The 16,159-nt window shown below is 44.8% G+C and carries 10 protein-coding genes and 1 riboswitch; of the genes, 3 read left to right on the top strand and 7 right to left on the bottom strand.

What is annotated here, in order from left to right; translation table 11 throughout:
- Positions 1-22 precede the first annotated feature (22 nt).
- The 4 genes from addA to pdxR form a co-directional block, all read right to left on the bottom strand.
- Positions 23-3,802, bottom strand: coding sequence for a helicase-exonuclease AddAB subunit AddA (addA, locus tag J6I68_RS02845; RefSeq protein ID WP_292217207.1), 3,780 nt, complete (start codon positions 3,800-3,802; stop codon positions 23-25).
- Positions 3,803-3,832: 30 nt separating this feature from the next.
- The gene (locus J6I68_RS02840) at positions 3,833-7,393 is read right to left on the bottom strand and encodes a PD-(D/E)XK nuclease family protein (protein ID WP_292217204.1); all 3,561 of its coding nucleotides are present in this window, start codon (positions 7,391-7,393) and stop codon (positions 3,833-3,835) included.
- Between the two features lie 9 nt (positions 7,394-7,402).
- A complete protein-coding gene (locus J6I68_RS02835) occupies positions 7,403-9,538 on the bottom strand; it encodes a GGDEF domain-containing phosphodiesterase (RefSeq protein WP_292217201.1) in 2,136 nt (711 codons plus the stop codon).
- A gap of 120 nt (positions 9,539-9,658) precedes the next feature.
- Positions 9,659-10,759, bottom strand: coding sequence for a MocR-like pyridoxine biosynthesis transcription factor PdxR (gene pdxR / locus J6I68_RS02830; protein WP_292217198.1), 1,101 nt, complete (start codon positions 10,757-10,759; stop codon positions 9,659-9,661).
- A gap of 103 nt (positions 10,760-10,862) precedes the next feature.
- Here pdxR and J6I68_RS02825 point away from each other — a divergent pair, with 103 nt between their 5' ends.
- Both J6I68_RS02825 and J6I68_RS02820 read left to right on the top strand, forming a co-directional pair.
- A complete protein-coding gene (locus J6I68_RS02825) occupies positions 10,863-11,423 on the top strand; it encodes an ECF transporter S component (protein ID WP_292217196.1) in 561 nt (186 codons plus the stop codon).
- 20 nt (positions 11,424-11,443) lie between these two features.
- Positions 11,444-12,007, top strand: a complete 564-nt coding sequence (locus J6I68_RS02820) for a TIGR01440 family protein (RefSeq protein ID WP_292217194.1) — start codon at positions 11,444-11,446, stop codon at positions 12,005-12,007.
- 105 nt (positions 12,008-12,112) lie between these two features.
- On the opposite strand, the gene J6I68_RS02815 is transcribed toward J6I68_RS02820, so the two are convergent.
- Entirely contained in the window at positions 12,113-13,291 is a 1,179-nt protein-coding gene (locus J6I68_RS02815) for a phosphoribosylaminoimidazolecarboxamide formyltransferase (protein ID WP_292217192.1), read from the bottom strand.
- Between the two features lie 35 nt (positions 13,292-13,326).
- Positions 13,327-14,043, bottom strand: a complete 717-nt coding sequence (locus J6I68_RS02810) for an IMP cyclohydrolase (RefSeq protein WP_292217190.1) — start codon at positions 14,041-14,043, stop codon at positions 13,327-13,329.
- A gap of 67 nt (positions 14,044-14,110) precedes the next feature.
- Positions 14,111-14,196: riboswitch (ZMP/ZTP riboswitch) on the bottom strand.
- 144 nt (positions 14,197-14,340) lie between these two features.
- On the opposite strand from J6I68_RS02810, the gene J6I68_RS02805 reads away from it, so the two are divergent.
- Positions 14,341-15,876 (top strand): alpha-amylase family glycosyl hydrolase, encoded by a 1,536-nt coding sequence (locus tag J6I68_RS02805; RefSeq protein WP_292217188.1) that lies wholly within the window; start codon positions 14,341-14,343, stop codon positions 15,874-15,876.
- A gap of 58 nt (positions 15,877-15,934) precedes the next feature.
- Here J6I68_RS02805 and J6I68_RS02800 read toward each other — a convergent pair.
- A partial coding sequence (locus J6I68_RS02800; RefSeq protein ID WP_292217186.1) for a hypothetical protein occupies positions 15,935-16,159 on the bottom strand: 225 nt, incomplete at its 5' end.

Raw genomic sequence — 16,159 nt, 5'->3', positions numbered from 1 at the left:
CTCTAAATGGCAACCACCGCGTTCAAAGCTTTATCACGCTTCCAAGGTCAAAGGAGTAGATATACACTTCTTTGACTTTTTTATTTGTGGCAGCTTCCAGTGCCCTCTTATACAGCTCAAGCTGCAGCCTGTAGCGCCTTATCAGGGTCTCTTCATCCTCTACCCTGTCTGTCTTATAGTCAAGAAGCACTATTTCCCCATCTTCGATGAACCAGGCATCGATGATACCCTGAACCAACACCATCTCATCCTCAGGAAACTTATCATCAAGCTCTCTTGCTGAAACGCCCATCATAAAGGGCTTTTCACGGACAAGCTCGCCCCTTCTGAAGGCTTCTCCCATTCTCTGACCTAAGTCCGTTGAAAGGAATGTGACAATATCAGGGCTCCAGACACACTTTTCATAGGCTTCAGGTATCACGCCCTCTTCAATTTTTCTTTTGATAAAGCCATAGACTTTATCTGAGGCCTTGGATCTTTCGGTGGTCTTACCTGTCTTTCGCGCTTCACCCATAAGGTCAGTATTTCCATATACGCTTTCGTCCAATAGCTCCATGATGCTGTGGTAGGCAGTTCCACGCTCTGCTCCTGTAATGGCAGTGGTTTTTGAAATGTCCTCTTTTGCCCTCTGGATCTCTTTTTCCTCATCTCTGGCAAAATCAGCAGGGGCTGCAAACACCTCCCCTTCCTCGATCATCCTGGCGTGCTTTAATTCCGATACTGTGGTCTTGGTGAAAAGACCTCTAAGCGAATCGTACCTGTATTTGGTATCAAACTTTTCCTGGATCCTTTTAAGGAGCTCCTTATCCAGCGCATCTCCCAAAATCAGGTCCTTAAGTGACTTTTTCCTGAGCTCTCCCTCCACCTGAGTAGTGACCATCTGCTCCACAAGGTCTTTTTCTGTAACTGCCTTAAATATGATGGTTGGAACGTCTCCTGGTGCTTCCCTTCGGCTGTCATAGTCATCGGAAGTTATCTGCAATCTGTCAAGCACCGCCTTAAAGCCAGGATTTAAGACCACTGAAGGCATTACCAGGTCAAAAAAGCTAAGTGCTCCAGCTCTCATTGAATAGGGCAAAAGATCTTCCCTCCCGCCAAGGACCTTTATCTTAGAAAGAGCCTTGTCTACTGAATCAGAAAGGTCCTTAAGGCAGGTTGTGAGGATCACCTTCTCTTTTGCTCTTGTAAGGGCAACGTACAATACCCTTATCTCCTCACCAAGGCTGTCAAGGCGCATGCTGTCTGATACGATCTGTCTTTTCAATGTGTCGTACTTAACCCTGAGGTCAGCATTTATGCACTTTACCCCAAGGCCAAAGTCCATATCAAGGATAAGGTCTCCAACAGTATCCCTTTTGTTGAACTGCTTTGAAAGGCCGGATACGAAAACCACTGGAAACTCAAGGCCCTTTGATTTATGGATGCTCATTATGCGCACAACGTCTGCGTTTTCATCTATTGTTCCCGCTTCGCCGTAGTCCACCTGCACAACCTTTATGTGCTCAATGTACCTTACAAAGTGGAACAGACCCTTAAAGCTTGTTTTTTCAAAGCTCAGGGCATTGGATATGAGAAGCTCCACGTTGGCTCTTCTCTGGATGCCATAGGGCTGAGCTGATACTAAAACCTCGTAGTTGGTCCTGTCTATGATATCCTGCAAAAGCTCATGGACAGGGGTATAGGTTGCCTTCACCCTGTATTCCTCGATCATGGCCACAAAGCTTTTTACCTTTAAGGAGAGGTCTTCCTTTATATCAAGGTCTGCTTTTATGGCATCGTAAAAAGAATCCGCGCTCTCAAGGTTTTTATTCCCATCAATGGCAATCCTCAGGCTCGCAAGCTCCTCATCGGTAAATGCAAAAAGAGGCGAGTGCATTACGGCTAAAAGAGGTATATCCTGTCTGGGGTTATCTATGATTGACAGCATATCAAGGAGGATAGCCACCTCAGGAGCGTCAAAGTAGCCCTTTTTGGACTCTATATATGCAGGTATCCCCTGGCTTTCAAGTACTTCCTTAAATACGCTATCCCAGCCTGAAAGAGAACGAAGCAAGATGACAATGTCCTTATACTTTAGGTCAGGGTTTTCTTTTTGAAGGGCAAGAATCCTCTCTGCTATGGCCAGAGCTTCCTTTTCCTTGGGACCATAGTCAGCAATGGGGCTGTCATCACTACCTGCGTCGTCATTCCCATCCACTAAAAGAAACTCACTATCTACGTTCATTTTAGGCTCTTCAAAGCTTGCACCCGGGATCAGTTTTGCATCTTCATCGTATTCAACTCCCCCAAGGTCAGATCCCATTATCTTTTTGAATATATAGTTGGAAAGGTCAAGAACTTCACTTCTGCTTCTAAAGTTCATGTGAAGGTCAATTCGCCGGTTACCCGAGCCAGGCTCTTTACTATAAGACCCAAACTTGTCCATGAATATCTCAGGCCTTGCAAGCCTGAACTTGTAGATACTCTGTTTGACATCACCAACCATGAAGCGCTCTGAAGTATCTGCCACTTCACCGGATATAGCCTTAAGGATCAGCTCCTGAACGTTGTTGCTGTCCTGATACTCGTCAATAAGGACCTCTTTATAGAACTGTCTGTATTCGAGGGCTACTGTTGAAGCAGTGCTCATATCGATGATCTCCTGAACAGACTTTCCCTTGCACATATCTGGGGATGGATGTTCAACCAGGATCTGAAGAGCAAAATGCTCCATATCCGCAAAGTCAATGACCTGCTTTTTTCTTTTTTCTTCCTCAAACCTTGCCTTGAACTCAAGGGTTAGTCTGCACAGCTCCTTTACAGCCCTGTCGCAGAGCTTCATCTGGGAGACAATGGTATCCCTTGTAAGGGCAAAGTACTTCTCCCTGAGCTTATCGATCTCTTTTTTGACATCGTCCCTGATACCCTTTACCGCTTCTCTTTTGGCGGGATTTACGCTATCGTCCTTTTTTCCTGACAATCTGCCAAAGGTAATCCCGCGAATGCCGTCAAACAGGGCGTTGTAGGTATCATATCGCAAAGCCGCACTAATACTGGCTTTGTCAGCTTCAAGGTTATCTCCATACATATATGGACCATCTGGCTGGTTTACAATATCCATGGCGCTATCAAGCTTTTTTACGCACTCCTTAAGGGAAAAGCCCACGCGCCTTAGGCACTCCTTAACCCAGGGAAGGTCCTCAAACTCATCTTCGTCAATGTCGTAGTCTAAGGCTCTTTCCCGGATCCAGTCCTCAGGCCATGGCATGCTCATGGAAAAGTTAAAAAGCTGATTAATATATTCCAAAACCTTGTCATCCCGGCTGCCTGTTGCGAAATAATCCATGCAAAAAAGGAAATCGCTATCTGTATCCTCCTTGGCCTTCTCATACTCATCTTCAAGCATCTGGCTAAGGACATCCTCTGATATGAGCTTAAGCTCTCCCTCATCTGCAACCCTGAAAGAAGGATCGATACCTATGGCACCAAAATTGTTCCTGATGACATATTGACAGAACGAGTCAATGGTTGTTATCTGGGCATTGTGAATGAGGGTTTCCTGCCTCTGAAGATGAACATTGTCAGGATCCTCAAGAAGCTTTTTCTGGATGGCAAGGGTGATTTTCTCCCTCATCTGGGCAGCTGCTGCCTTGGTAAATGTAACAACAAGAAGATGATCCACATCAAGGCCAGAGCTTATCATCTGTATGATACGCTCAACAAGCACAGCTGTCTTGCCTGATCCGGCTGCAGCTGACACTAGGAGATTACTATTTCTTTCATCGATTACCGACTGTTGTTCTCTGGTAAATTTTACTTCCATGTCTGTTTTTCCGATTAGTTAATTTTATAATTAATTATTGACGTTATTTGCATTTTCTCCTGCTTCAGATACGATAATAGAAAGGGCTTCCTCCGGAGTAAGGTCCAGGTTCCTTTTCTTATAACCTTTGATGCGCTCATCATATCCGCAGATGGACCTGTAACTACAGTAGGTACAGGAATCGCTGTTATCCCTCACATAGGGATTGACGCTTATATCGCCATCAAGGATATTTTTTCCAAACTCCTTTATCTTTCTGCCTACAAAGCTGGAAATTGCCTGGTATTCTTCCCTGGTAGCTGTCTGTGACCTGGCTCCAAACTCACCATCTTTTTTGATCATTACAGGAATGATATCTGAAGTCCCTGAAATGTCCTTATCAAGGAGCTTTACGATATCCATATTTTTATTAACCAAACCGGTCATTTTCAACTTGTCGATCACAGCCTTATTGATATCATCCGTTATCATTCCTTCTTTGCCGTCAACCACCGGATCTGTAACGTGGTAATACAAGATCGCTGCAGGAACTACCTCTTTTCCAGGGGATAATTTCTTTTGCACTGCACTTGCAACGTTCATATACATCACAAGCTGCAGCTGCAGTCCATAGTACAGCGATGCCACGTTGAATTTATGTCCGCTGGATTTAAAATCCATGACCTTCACATAGACATGCTCCGGATCTTCATATAGATCAACCCGGTCAATCCTTCCGTTCAATTTCATTCTTTCGGTGATGACGTGCTTTTCGTCCTCTGAAAGAGCTATATTGATGTCGTCGATGCTTCCTGCTTCTTCAAAGCTCATCTCCACATAGGCAGGTTCAAAGGATCCCTTTGTCATCTGATACTTTAAGGTGTCCACAGTTCTAAGAAGTATCCTTCTTATCCTGTCTATCATGAACTGATTTCTTGCACTGCTTCTTAAAATACTATCGCCATATGCGTCAACACATTCAGTTAAAGCGTCATTTAACATCTTATCAGAATCTTCTTTTGACAAGGTCTTCCAGTCTATCTTTTTGTCTATGATCTGCCCTGTGTACTTCTCAAGTACCTTATGGAAAACATTGCCAAGGTCAGAGGCATCAAATTCATAATCCTCTCTTTCCATAGGGCGAAGTCCATACCTGATAAAATGGGCATAGGCACAGCTTGCAAACTGCTCAAGGCGGCTTACGCTGTTTTCAAGGGTAGCCCCATAGAGAGCCACAGCAATAGCCTTTGAAAGAGGCAGTGATTCATAGTGTTTGAAGGCCTCCTCAGTAAGCCTTCCAAGCAGGTCCTTGCCTGCCTCATCAGAAACTGCTTTTGACAGAGCAGATATATATCTTAGGTTTTCACTACTGCTCTGTCCCCGGGCATAGTCGCACAAAAGGGTTGAGAGCGTATAAATTCCATCCTTTTTGGAGGCGAGCTGATCTTCAAGGCTGTCATCCTCCGGCCTTGTGACTGTAAGGCCCTCATACATGGAAAGGAGTTTTGGAATTAGATACGCCGGACTTTGGCTCTTCCCATCCCCTGACAGCTCTGCATAGGACAAATAGAGTTTGTCTGTGGGCTTGGTGAGGTTCATATAAAGATAGAGCCTCTGGATATACATCTGCTGCCTTGGGGTTGGGGCAAATTCCACCTCGGTTCCAAGGTCAATAAGGAACTGCCTGTCGATATCTGACAGGATTCCACCACCCCCTACGTTAGACGGAATGTTCCCATCGTTTACGCCAACAAAGAAAAGCACCTTAACTTCCTTAAGTCTTGTTCTCTCAATATCTCCCACTATTATCCTGTCAACATCCTGGGGAATAGTTCCTACAGATATCTCCCCTATTCCAGCGGTAACTATATCCTTAAACTCAGATATCTCCAGTTTTTCATCGCCAATAAGGCCTTCTATCTGGTCAAACAGTGCCATTACCTTGTTGTAGATCTGATCGTACTCTCTGGCCTTTTTAAGGTTACCCTCAGCCTCAAAGCGCTGTTTATAGCCCTCAAGCTTCTCACGGGAGTTGTTATTATCTATAACAGCCCGAAGGGCCTCTATTATCTCTTTTGCGGTAGCATTCTTGACTTTAAAGAGCCCTGAGAGATGGCTGTTTATGGCTTCTCTCATGCCCTCCAGCTTCTCAAGGTCCTGAAGGTCCTTTTCACTGCGCTTTTTAGGGTCAGCGTACTTTTTAAACCTCTTTGGCATGCGGCGAAGGAACTTATCCTCCCAGGCCTTCTTTCCCCTTATGCCAAGGGAGCGGACATAGTTCTCCAAAAGGTCAGTATCCGCCATATCAAAGGATGTAAGACCGCTTCTCATGTAATGGAACACATCCTCGTACTTGTAGCCTGAAATAACAATGTTTAAGGCACTTGTTATGTACTCAATAAAGGGATTTAGCATGATGCTGGTATTCTGGTCTACGTACACCGGAATATCAAACCTCTTTGCCGCCCTGTCTATCTGCTCTCCATAGGCTTCAAGGCTTCCGCAAACAAGGGCAATATCCCTGTAGGCATAGCCTTTTGTTCTGACAAGGTCCTTAATCCCTATCATGGTCTGCCTTACTTCCTCAGCAAGATTGGTGGCCTCGTAGATGAATACAGAGTTGTTATCTCCGGTAAATGGAGCGTTTTTATAGCGGAAAAGAGATCTCTCAAGATATAAAAGAGCGTCATTCCCCCTGTGGCGGGCGTTGGTTTCATCTTTTATGAAGATATCTCCCTGTAAAGAGCCCTTTGCCATCTCCTGATGCCGCAGCTGCCTGAACACAGAAAAATCAGTGATTGTTGAGCCATTTTCTCTCTGGACATCAAACTCAAGGCGCTCTAAATCCCGAACTGTCTTTTTGGTCAGCATAAAGAGCTCCTGCTCTCCGAAAGACTCAGCATAAGGATTGTCCCTGGGATCAATTGTCAGTGAAACTATCAGCTCTTTTGACAGGGCCAAAAGCTCTTTTATTACTCTGTACTGAATAGGGGTAAAGCCGGTGAAGCCGTCAAATACTATGACGCTGTCCCTGATAAGAGCAGACTTTGGAAGTGCCCTTGTGAGAACGTCAAGGGTCTCCTCTGTTGTTATATATTTTCCCTCAATATATTTCAGGAATTCACTGTAAAGGAGTCTTAAATCCTTGAGCTTACTATAAAGTGCACCTTTTCTTATGCTCTTTTCCTCTAAAAGTAAAAGCTCCTCATCGCCGATGTCATACATCATAAATTCAGATATGGTGGACTTGACCTCGTCGATGTAGCCAGGCCTGTGCATATTGCCGCCAAGTACCGGAAGCCTTTCTCCCAGCATATCAGCAACCAGGCGAAGCACCAGTGTCTTACCCACGTCGTCAAGCACAGAAAAAGAGCCATGACCAGTCTCTTCAAATACCCTGTGGGAGAGTCTGCCAAAGCTCAGTACATCAATGTTCATTATGGCATGGGAAGGGTGCAGTTTTACTACATCCTTCTGAGTCTGCATAGTAAACTGATCCGGCACGATTATCAGATAATCAGTGCCGGGATCATCCATGCTCCTATTTATTATCTCTTCATAAATCCTGGTGCTCTTGCCCGCACCAGAAGCCCCAAAACAAAACCTAAGCATATCTACCTGCTACTTCAATGTATCGTGTTTGATCTCATCTGCGTATCTGCAGCATGAGATATATTTCCACTTACCATTGTACTGGAAAGGAAGCAACATGTACATCTGCAATCTGCCGTTGTCTCCGGGAATTGCAGAGCGGTAATAATCGACGATATAGTTAATGCCCTGTTTTTCACATCTTTCAATGACGGTAGGAATATCGTAAAATTTTCTGAACCTTTCCCTCTCTTCAGGATACAGATACATCTCAGAATAGACCTCACACGCTCTCACCGCATTGGTCCCTTTCTTTGCCAGAGCAATCTGATTGGCATTAAGGAAGATGTTTTCCACTGTTCCATCATCGTCGAACAGGTCTACTCTAAAGTACTGGTTGAAAACATGGGCCATAGCAACCTGCATGGATTCTGCAAGATCAGTATCTTCGTGAGTTGAAAGATTCCTTGATACCACAGCGTAAGCTTTCTTGCCCTCCGCCTCTGCTATGAACCTCATCTTATTGTTACAGATATGTCCGTTGGTGATATTGTCAACTTCCGCCCTGTGGCTCTCGTCACGATAAGCCCTCTCCATGGCTGCCACATACTCCTTAACTTCCGGGATATCTGCCTCAGCGTAGGCATTATTGGCCTCCTCAAACCCAGAAAGTCCAAGGGAGCTAAGGAAATTAAGATACGCGCCGTTAGCATAAATGTACCTCGGAATGCCATTTTCAAGTTCGCTCAGAGCTATTGGCGTATTATTGATAACCTCCATAGTCTTTGGACGAAGAGGTGTTGATCCTAAAAGGTTTATGTCTCCTATCTTGTCATAGTACTTACTGAACCTGTGATCCTCGCACGCCTCGTAGCTGCAGTCACTTTCCCTTACAAACTCGCTCACCGGCTTTGGTTTGCCAAAGAGATACCCCTGAAGCTTTTCACAGCCGATCCTCTTTAGGAAATCATACTGTTCCTGAGTTTCAACACCTTCTGCAAGAGTATGGATACCCAGCTCTTTTGCCATATTTACAATGGCTGCAAGAATAACCTGTGTTTTTTTATTAGTCTCAAAGGTTCTAAGGAATGCCATGTCAATCTTAAGAACATCAAAGTCATAGTTCTTTAGATTGTTTAATGAGCTGTAGCCTGATCCAAAGTCATCCATCCATACTTCATAGCCGGCTTCTCTGAACTTCCTTATCTGTTCACCTAAAAAATCTGATCCGGAAGAAATAGCGCTCTCTGTAACCTCTATATGGAGAAGATCCACAGGAATGTCATACTTTGCCCTGCACTTATCTATTTCAGCCATGATGTCACACAGTTCAAAATCAAGCTGGGAAAGGTTTACAGATATAGGTTCAACTGCAAACCCACTGTCCATGTCATCCCTAAGGTCAGCGCAAACCATATCAATGATGCAGATATCAAGCTTGTGGACAAGGCGTACGCTCTCTAAAACCTCTACGAAAATAGCAGGTGATATCAATCCCATCTCAGGATCCAGCCACCTTGCAAGGGCCTCATACCCGCAAACTTTTCCTGTAAGTGCCCTGACTTCCTTCTGGTAATAAGCCTTAAAATATTTCTTTTTGAAGGCTTCCTCGAAGTTATCTATTACATACTGTTTAAGTTCATTTTTTTTGTTAAGTTCTTCGCTGAAGAAGTTGTCATCCTTGTCATACACCTTAATGATGTCGTCACAGGCCATCTTTGCCCTGTCCACCATGATAACAGGGTACTTCTCTTCACCAGTTGCCTGATAAATTCCTGCCTTAATGCGCATGGAAAGACCCTTTTGATGCTTAACAAGGGCTTCCCTGAGTCGTCTTAGCCTATCCAGTATTTCTTTGTCTTCAAGGGATTTTCCAAGAATAATAAACTGATCGCCGCCTGTTCTGGCTATCAGCTCATCAGGAAACAGAGCCACTATCTCTTTTGCCATTCCTTTAAGGAATTCGTTTCCACCTACAAACCCGTAGCGCTGGTTGAAGGTTTTAAAATTCATGACATTCAGATAGATTATTACTGAGCTCACGCTGGCAAAATACTTGTTGTCGTGACCATGCAGGAAAGTAAGGACTCCATTTAGATTGTTAAGTCCCGTAAGCTCGTCTGTTCGTTCATATTCCATTTGATTGTCCAGATCCATTCCACCCATGAGAGCTCCTTGCTTTTCTGGAATTACATGAAATCAAAAGTACAAAAGAACACGATACCAATTATATTTTAACACATGCACATGCAGAAATCATAGACAATATCTTAAATGAACAGAATTTTAACTTCTCCTGTTGTGCCTTCTAACTCTGTTGATGTGCCTCTCAAAATCACCGCCATTTATAAGCGCTGCAAGTACCAGCTGATCAAGGGTTGGTACAGGGCATTCCCTGAATCCGCTCTTTTTCTCAAAAAGGCCAAGGAGCCTTTCTGGAAGCACCATATAAGCGCACCTTACAAAGCTTCCGATGGTCCTTGTGAAGGTGTTTACATATATCACGCGGTCATTTTGGTCTATGGAAAAGAGCGTCTCCTCCGCCTTGCGACTGGTGGTAAACTCGGATTCAAAGTCGTCCTCTACTATGAAGCCATCATTTTGCTGACTCCACTTAAGATACTCCCTTTTTTTGGAGGCTGAGGCCGTAACTCCACTTGGAAAGCTCCTGTAGGGAGTTATATGTAAAACCTTCATATTTCCTGACCAGAGGTCCCTTGAGTCTATCCCATCGCTTACAAGGCGCATCATCTCAAGGCGGGCTCCTCCTGCCTCATAGACTTTGGCAATCTTCTGATATGAGGGGCTCTCAATTCCATAGCTGATATCCCTTCCAAAGGTCTCAACTATAAGGCCGTACAGATACTCAGCACCTGCTCCTATGATTATCTGCTGGGGACTGACCTGGATATGCCTGCTCCTTCCAAGGTACTCGCTTATGGCCCTTCTAAGGTCATATAAGCCCTGAAATGGCGATTTTTCTGTGACCATGGGGCCATAGTCGGAAAGGATCCTTCTGACGGTCTTAGCGTAAATAGAGTAGGAAAAATCAAGGTTGTCTATAGCTCTTTTCCCTGGATAAGGAGAAGGCTCCGATGGAGGGCTGCTGACAGGGACTTTAGTAATGTGATCCTCTTTGTGGCTTGGAGATGCAGAGTATATGTCCTTGTCATCAAAGATAACAAAATACCCGCTCTTTTCCTTAGAGGCTATGTAGCCCTCCTCCAAAAGAAGCTCATAGGCGTGCTCCACGGTTATGATGCTGACTCCCATGCGCTCTGCCATTACGCGCTTTGAGGGAAGTTTGGCGCCCTTATGGTATCTCTTAGTGATTATGTCCTCCCGGACCTGCTCATAAATTGTAAGGTATCTCTTATTTTTTTTCATCTGGTCTTATAAAATTTTCTGAAACTGATATTTTTAATACTACCAGATAAATGATATATTATGAAAAGTTTATTAGTCAAGACATCAGGAGGAGACACAAAGTATGGAAAAAGCTCAGACACAAACAAAGGCACAATCACTAAGACAGGCAAACAAAGTAAAGTGGATCGCACTTACAGGAATTTTCATGGCATTCAACATCATCATGTCAAGCTTTGGAATTCCGGTACCCGGAGGACATTTGTATTTGTGCGATGCCATCATCTGCACAGCAGCACTACTGCTTGACCCGATCGCAGCATTCATTGTTGGCGGCGTAGGATCGTTTTTGGGGGACATGCTCTTTTACCCGGCTCCAATGTTTGTATCACTTGTAACCCACGGGCTTCAGGCAGTTGCCATTTCACTTATTGCCAGTAGGGGAAAAGGAGAGGCCCAGCTTAAACATTTTTCATCTTCACTTATTGGAACTTTGGTAGGAGCTGTTATAATGGTAGTTGGTTACACTCTTGGCAAGACCTTTGTTTACAGCACCTTTGAATATGCCATGATAAAGCTCCCTTACGAGATAGCACAGGCGCTTCTTGGAGTTGTGGCATCACTTCTTTTGTACTATAAAGCTGGTCTTGGTAAGATTTTCCAGAAGATGGAATATAATTCATAAAACAGTTAGGAAGTGATAGGATGGATTTTTCAGAAGTTACAAGACAGAGCCGCCAGGCAGTTACAGAAATCCTTGAAGGAGCAAATGTCAAGGAAGGATCTATATTCGTTATAGGATGCTCTTCCAGCGAGATATTGGGCGATCAGATCGGTACAGCCACCAACATGGATGCTGCAAATGCAGTATTTGACGGCATTATGCCGGTTTTGAAGGGACATGGGGTTTTACCTGCTGCCCAGTGCTGTGAGCATTTAAACAGAGCTCTTGTAGTAGAGAGATCCACCATGGAAAAATACGGATTTGAACAGGTCAACGCCATCCCCCAGCCCAATCACGCTGGCGGAGCCTTTGGAACAGTGTGTTTCCAGAGGTTTGACGACCCTGTTCTTGTTGAAAACATCGGCTCTAAGGCTGACGCAGGAATCGACATTGGTGGAACCATGATCGGCATGCACATGCATAACGTGGTGGTTCCCATGAGAATATCTCTTCGAAAGATCGGAGAGGCACCAATAATCTGTGCCCGCCACCGCCCTAAATACGTAGGAGGCCAAAGGGCCATCTATGATGAAAAGTTAATGTAATTTAATCATGCATATAAAGAAAAAATCCCTTTCCGCGGGGCTTTGGGAAGCCCATGATGCGAAAGGGATTTTTCCTTTGGTTATTTTTATGAGGGATGTGTGTTATTAGTGGTGGAATAATCTGAGGCCTGTAAATGCCATAACCATATTGTGGCTGTTAGCTGCCTCTATTACATTGTCATCACGAACTGATCCGCCTGGCTGAGCAACATACTTTACGCCGCTTCTATAAGCTCTCTCGATGTTGTCTCCAAATGGGAAGAATGCATCTGAACCAAGGGCAACGTCAGTGTTCTTTGCAAGCCAAGCTTTCTTTTCCTCAGCTGTAAACACCGCTGGCTTCTCCTTGAAGATGTTCTGCCACTTGCCATCAGCAAGTACATCCATGTAGTCCTCTCCAATGTAAAGGTCAATTGCATTATCTCTGTCTGGACGCTTGATGCTGTCAAGGAAAGGAAGATTAAGTACCTGAGGTGACTGACGAAGGAACCAGTTATCTGCCTTGGAGCCCGCAAGTCTTGTGCAGTGGATCCTTGACTGCTGACCAGCACCGATTCCGATGGCAGCGCCGCCCTTAACGTAGCATACTGAGTTGGACTGTGTGTACTTAAGGGTAATGAGGGCGATCTTAAGGTCGATAAGTGCTGACTCTGGAAGGTCCTTATTGTCTGTAACGATGTTCTTAAACATGTCGTTATCTATCTCGATAAAGTTGTGGCCCTGCTCGAAGGTTACGCCAAATACCTGCTTTTTCTCGATTGCGTCAGGAACATAATCAGGGTCAATCTTGATAACTGCGTAGTTGCCGCCCTTCTTAGCCTTTAAGATCTCAAGGGCCTCATCTGTATAGCCAGGAGCAATGATACCGTCTGAAACTTCTCTTTTTACAAGTTTAGCTGTGTCTACGTCGCAGACATCTGAAAGGGAGATGAAGTCACCAAATGAAGACATTCTGTCAGCGCCTCTGGCTCTTGCATATGCGTTAGCAAGAGGGCTCAGTTCTCCAAGATCCTCTACCCAGTAGATTTTTTTCTCAATGTCTGTGAGCTTTGTTCCAACAGCAGCACCAGCAGGTGATACGTGCTTGAAGGATGTAGCTGCAGGAAGTCCTGTGGCTTTTTTAAGCTCAGAAACAAGCTGCCATCCGTTCAGGGCATCAAGAAGATTGATATATCCTGGTCTTCCGTTTAAAACCTCGATAGGAAGGTTATTTCCGTTTTCCATGTAAACCTTGGAAGGCTTCTGATTTGGGTTGCATCCATATTTAAGTTCGATTTCTCTCATTTTGTGGTCTCCTTCAAATAAAAATCAGCTAAACTTCAGTCTTTTCTAGCGTTCTTGTTGATGATCCTGGTCTCTTTGTTGCCTGTTGCGATCTCAATGTATCTTGTGAAAAGAGATACCTTGTTATCAGCATTAAGAGCCTGCCATACATTGTCTGTGAAGGTATCGATATCGCCTGTTATATTAACCTGTGTAGGCTCTCCCTCAAAGCTTGGAAGTGGGTTGCCATCGCCCATGTAGGTGTGGATGAAGTATCCTTCGCCTGCCTTAGGGCCATCGTAGGTGTAGGTGAATCTGTGGCAGGTAGATGGATCACCGTGGTTGCTCTTAAGGATTGAAAGAGCAAAGTCATACTTGCCATCAGCAACGTTCATGATACCTGAAATTCTAGGTGTGTAGTTAGGCGCATCTGGCTCAAACTCTCTTGTTCTGAGGGACTCCTCAAAACTCTGTCCAGCCTGCATAAGCTCATAGATAGTGTCTGTCTGATCTCCGTTTGTAACGATTGTTGAATTGCCGCGAACTCTTACAGGAGCATAGATGATAAGGCTTGGATCCTCCATCTTTGATGGGTCAAAAGCCTCTGTACGGATGCCTTCACCCTCTTTTACAAAAACTCTGTTCCTTGAGTTCTCTGATCTTCCCATAATGAAGTATGCGCAAACTGCATACTTGCCATCCTCTGAGGTTCCGATAACGATTCCTCTTCCAGGATAAGTAGTACTTCCGATTTCCTTCATCAAATCTACCATGTGCTTCTCCTTCCATTACTCTGCTGCACTAAAGCAAAAATAAAGACCGCCTGAGCATGCCACTAAAAGCGGTTGCCCAGGCGGTCGACTAATCATTTTTTAATCTGTACTCCCATGTGGTTACCCACTTATCCGCCAGTTGTACAGACACGTATAACGTACACTATTTTGGAGAAAATTTCAAGTGTCAAAAAGTTTATCGGAAACGTTTCCGATTTCTATGGAAAGTCGTAAAATTATGTGCTATTGTTATGTAACAACGTTATTACAAACATATTTTGATTGGAGGTACCACTTATGCCAGCTTGGTTAAAGGATGCAATTTTTTATGAGATCTACCCACAGTCATTTAATGATACAAATGCTGATGGTATCGGAGACATAAACGGTATCATTGAAAAGCTTGATTATGTAAAGAGCCTTGGCTGCAATGCTCTATGGATCAATCCCTGCTATGACTCTCCTTTTAAGGACGCAGGCTACGATGTAAGGGATTATAAGAAGGTTGCTCCAAGGTATGGAACTAATGAAGACTTATACAGACTCTTTGAAGAAGCTCACAAAAAAGATATCCACGTGCTTCTTGATCTGGTGCCAGGCCACACCTCTGAAGAGCATGAATGGTTTTTAGAGAGCAAAAAAGCACAGAGGAATGAATACTCTGACAGGTATGTCTGGACCAATGGCTGGCTCCAGGGAGTTCCAGGACACCCATATATCGGCGGTGAAGCTGACAGAGATGGCTGCTATATGCTCAATTTCTTTAAGTGCCAGCCTGCACTTAACTACGGATTCTTAAACAGGACACAGGACTGGCAGATGGCTCCTGACGATCCTGCCTGCCTTGCCACAAGAGAAGCGCTAAAGGATGTGATGCGCTTCTGGCTTGACCATGGCTGCGATGGCTTTAGAGTTGACATGGCTGACTCCCTTGTAAAAGAGGATGATGAGAATAAATCTGCTACGGGCGCTATCTGGAAAGATATAAGGCATATGCTTGACAGCGACTATCCGGAGGCTGCCATTATATCAGAGTGGAGTAACCCGGTTCAGTCCCTGAAAAACGGCTTCCATGCTGATTTCTATCTCGATCATCACGGAAATGGCTACAACACTCTTCTTAGAGACTATGAAACACCTGGCGGAGACCACAGCTTCCTTAAAAAGGACGGAAATGGTGATATCATGAGATTTTTAAACGATTTCCTTCCTAAGTACGACTCCACCAAGGATGATGGCTATATCAGCTTTATCACCTGCAATCACGACACTCCTCGCCCAAGAAGAACACTTGAATTCCAGGAGCTCAAGCTGTCCACAGCTCTTTTCCTGACCCTCCCTGGTGTTCCCTTCATCTACTACGGCGATGAGATTGGAATGCGCTACCTTGATATTCCTACCAAGGAAGGCGGCTATACAAGAACCGGATCCCGCACGCCAATGCAGTGGAATCACGGCAAGAACCTGGGCTTTTCAGATGCAGACTCCAAGGATATCTACCTCCCTGTAGATTCATCCCCTGACGCACCAACTGTAACCTCCCAGGAAAACGATCCGGATTCACTTCTTAGCACCATAAAGGCCCTTACCAGGATCCGCCACGAATACCCTGATCTTCACGCCGACAGCTCTTTTGAAGTAGTCTACGCCGAGGCAGAGGAATTCCCCTTCGTCTTTAAGAGAGGAAACCTCTACATCGCCATCAACCCTTCCGAGAAAAAAGCCGGCGTCAGTGTTTCCGCCAAAAGGGAAAAGATCTTCGAGATCGGCAAAACCGAGATCAAGGAAAACTCCCTCATCATGGAGCCTCAAAGCTTCGTCATCCTGAAATAAGACACAGGGACGGTTCTGTTGTCTCCCCCTGCGCCAACCTTAGCAGCCCTACCGAAGCTTACCACCCCGCGTCACCAGGCCAGCCTTTTGGGCGCGCCGGCCGTCCCATATAGTCATACTTTTGAGACATTGAGAGAGAGCCGCTTTTTTCATGAGCCTTCGGAAGTCCCCTTAAGTTCTGCTCACGGTGAGTAGGTGATCCCTGCCCCGGCTTTACTATTATTTCCGGTTTTTCGCTATCCGCAAACGAAACTTTTCTAAAACGCTCCTGCAGTTTTTTCTC

It is taken from the genome of Butyrivibrio sp., from assembly GCF_017940685.1.
Classification (GTDB): Bacteria; Bacillota; Clostridia; order Lachnospirales; family Lachnospiraceae; genus Butyrivibrio.
Note: the sequence above shows the minus strand (reverse complement) of the source record. Positions and strands in the feature narration are given on the sequence as shown.

Excerpts from the sequence above, each read along its gene's own strand:
- J6I68_RS02815 (WP_292217192.1), bottom strand. The coding sequence starts at position 13,291 with ATGAGAGAAATCGAACTTAAATATGGATGCAACCCAAATCAGAAGCCT.
- J6I68_RS02825 (WP_292217196.1), top strand. The coding sequence starts at position 10,863 with ATGGAAAAAGCTCAGACACAAACAAAGGCACAATCACTAAGACAGGCA.
- addA (WP_292217207.1), bottom strand. The coding sequence starts at position 3,802 with ATGGAAGTAAAATTTACCAGAGAACAACAGTCGGTAATCGATGAAAGA.
- J6I68_RS02810 (WP_292217190.1), bottom strand. The coding sequence starts at position 14,043 with ATGGTAGATTTGATGAAGGAAATCGGAAGTACTACTTATCCTGGAAGA.
- J6I68_RS02835 (WP_292217201.1), bottom strand. The coding sequence starts at position 9,538 with ATGGGTGGAATGGATCTGGACAATCAAATGGAATATGAACGAACAGAC.
- pdxR (WP_292217198.1), bottom strand. The coding sequence starts at position 10,759 with ATGAAAAAAAATAAGAGATACCTTACAATTTATGAGCAGGTCCGGGAG.
- J6I68_RS02820 (WP_292217194.1), top strand. The coding sequence starts at position 11,444 with ATGGATTTTTCAGAAGTTACAAGACAGAGCCGCCAGGCAGTTACAGAA.
- J6I68_RS02840 (WP_292217204.1), bottom strand. The coding sequence starts at position 7,393 with ATGCTTAGGTTTTGTTTTGGGGCTTCTGGTGCGGGCAAGAGCACCAGG.
- J6I68_RS02805 (WP_292217188.1), top strand. The coding sequence starts at position 14,341 with ATGCCAGCTTGGTTAAAGGATGCAATTTTTTATGAGATCTACCCACAG.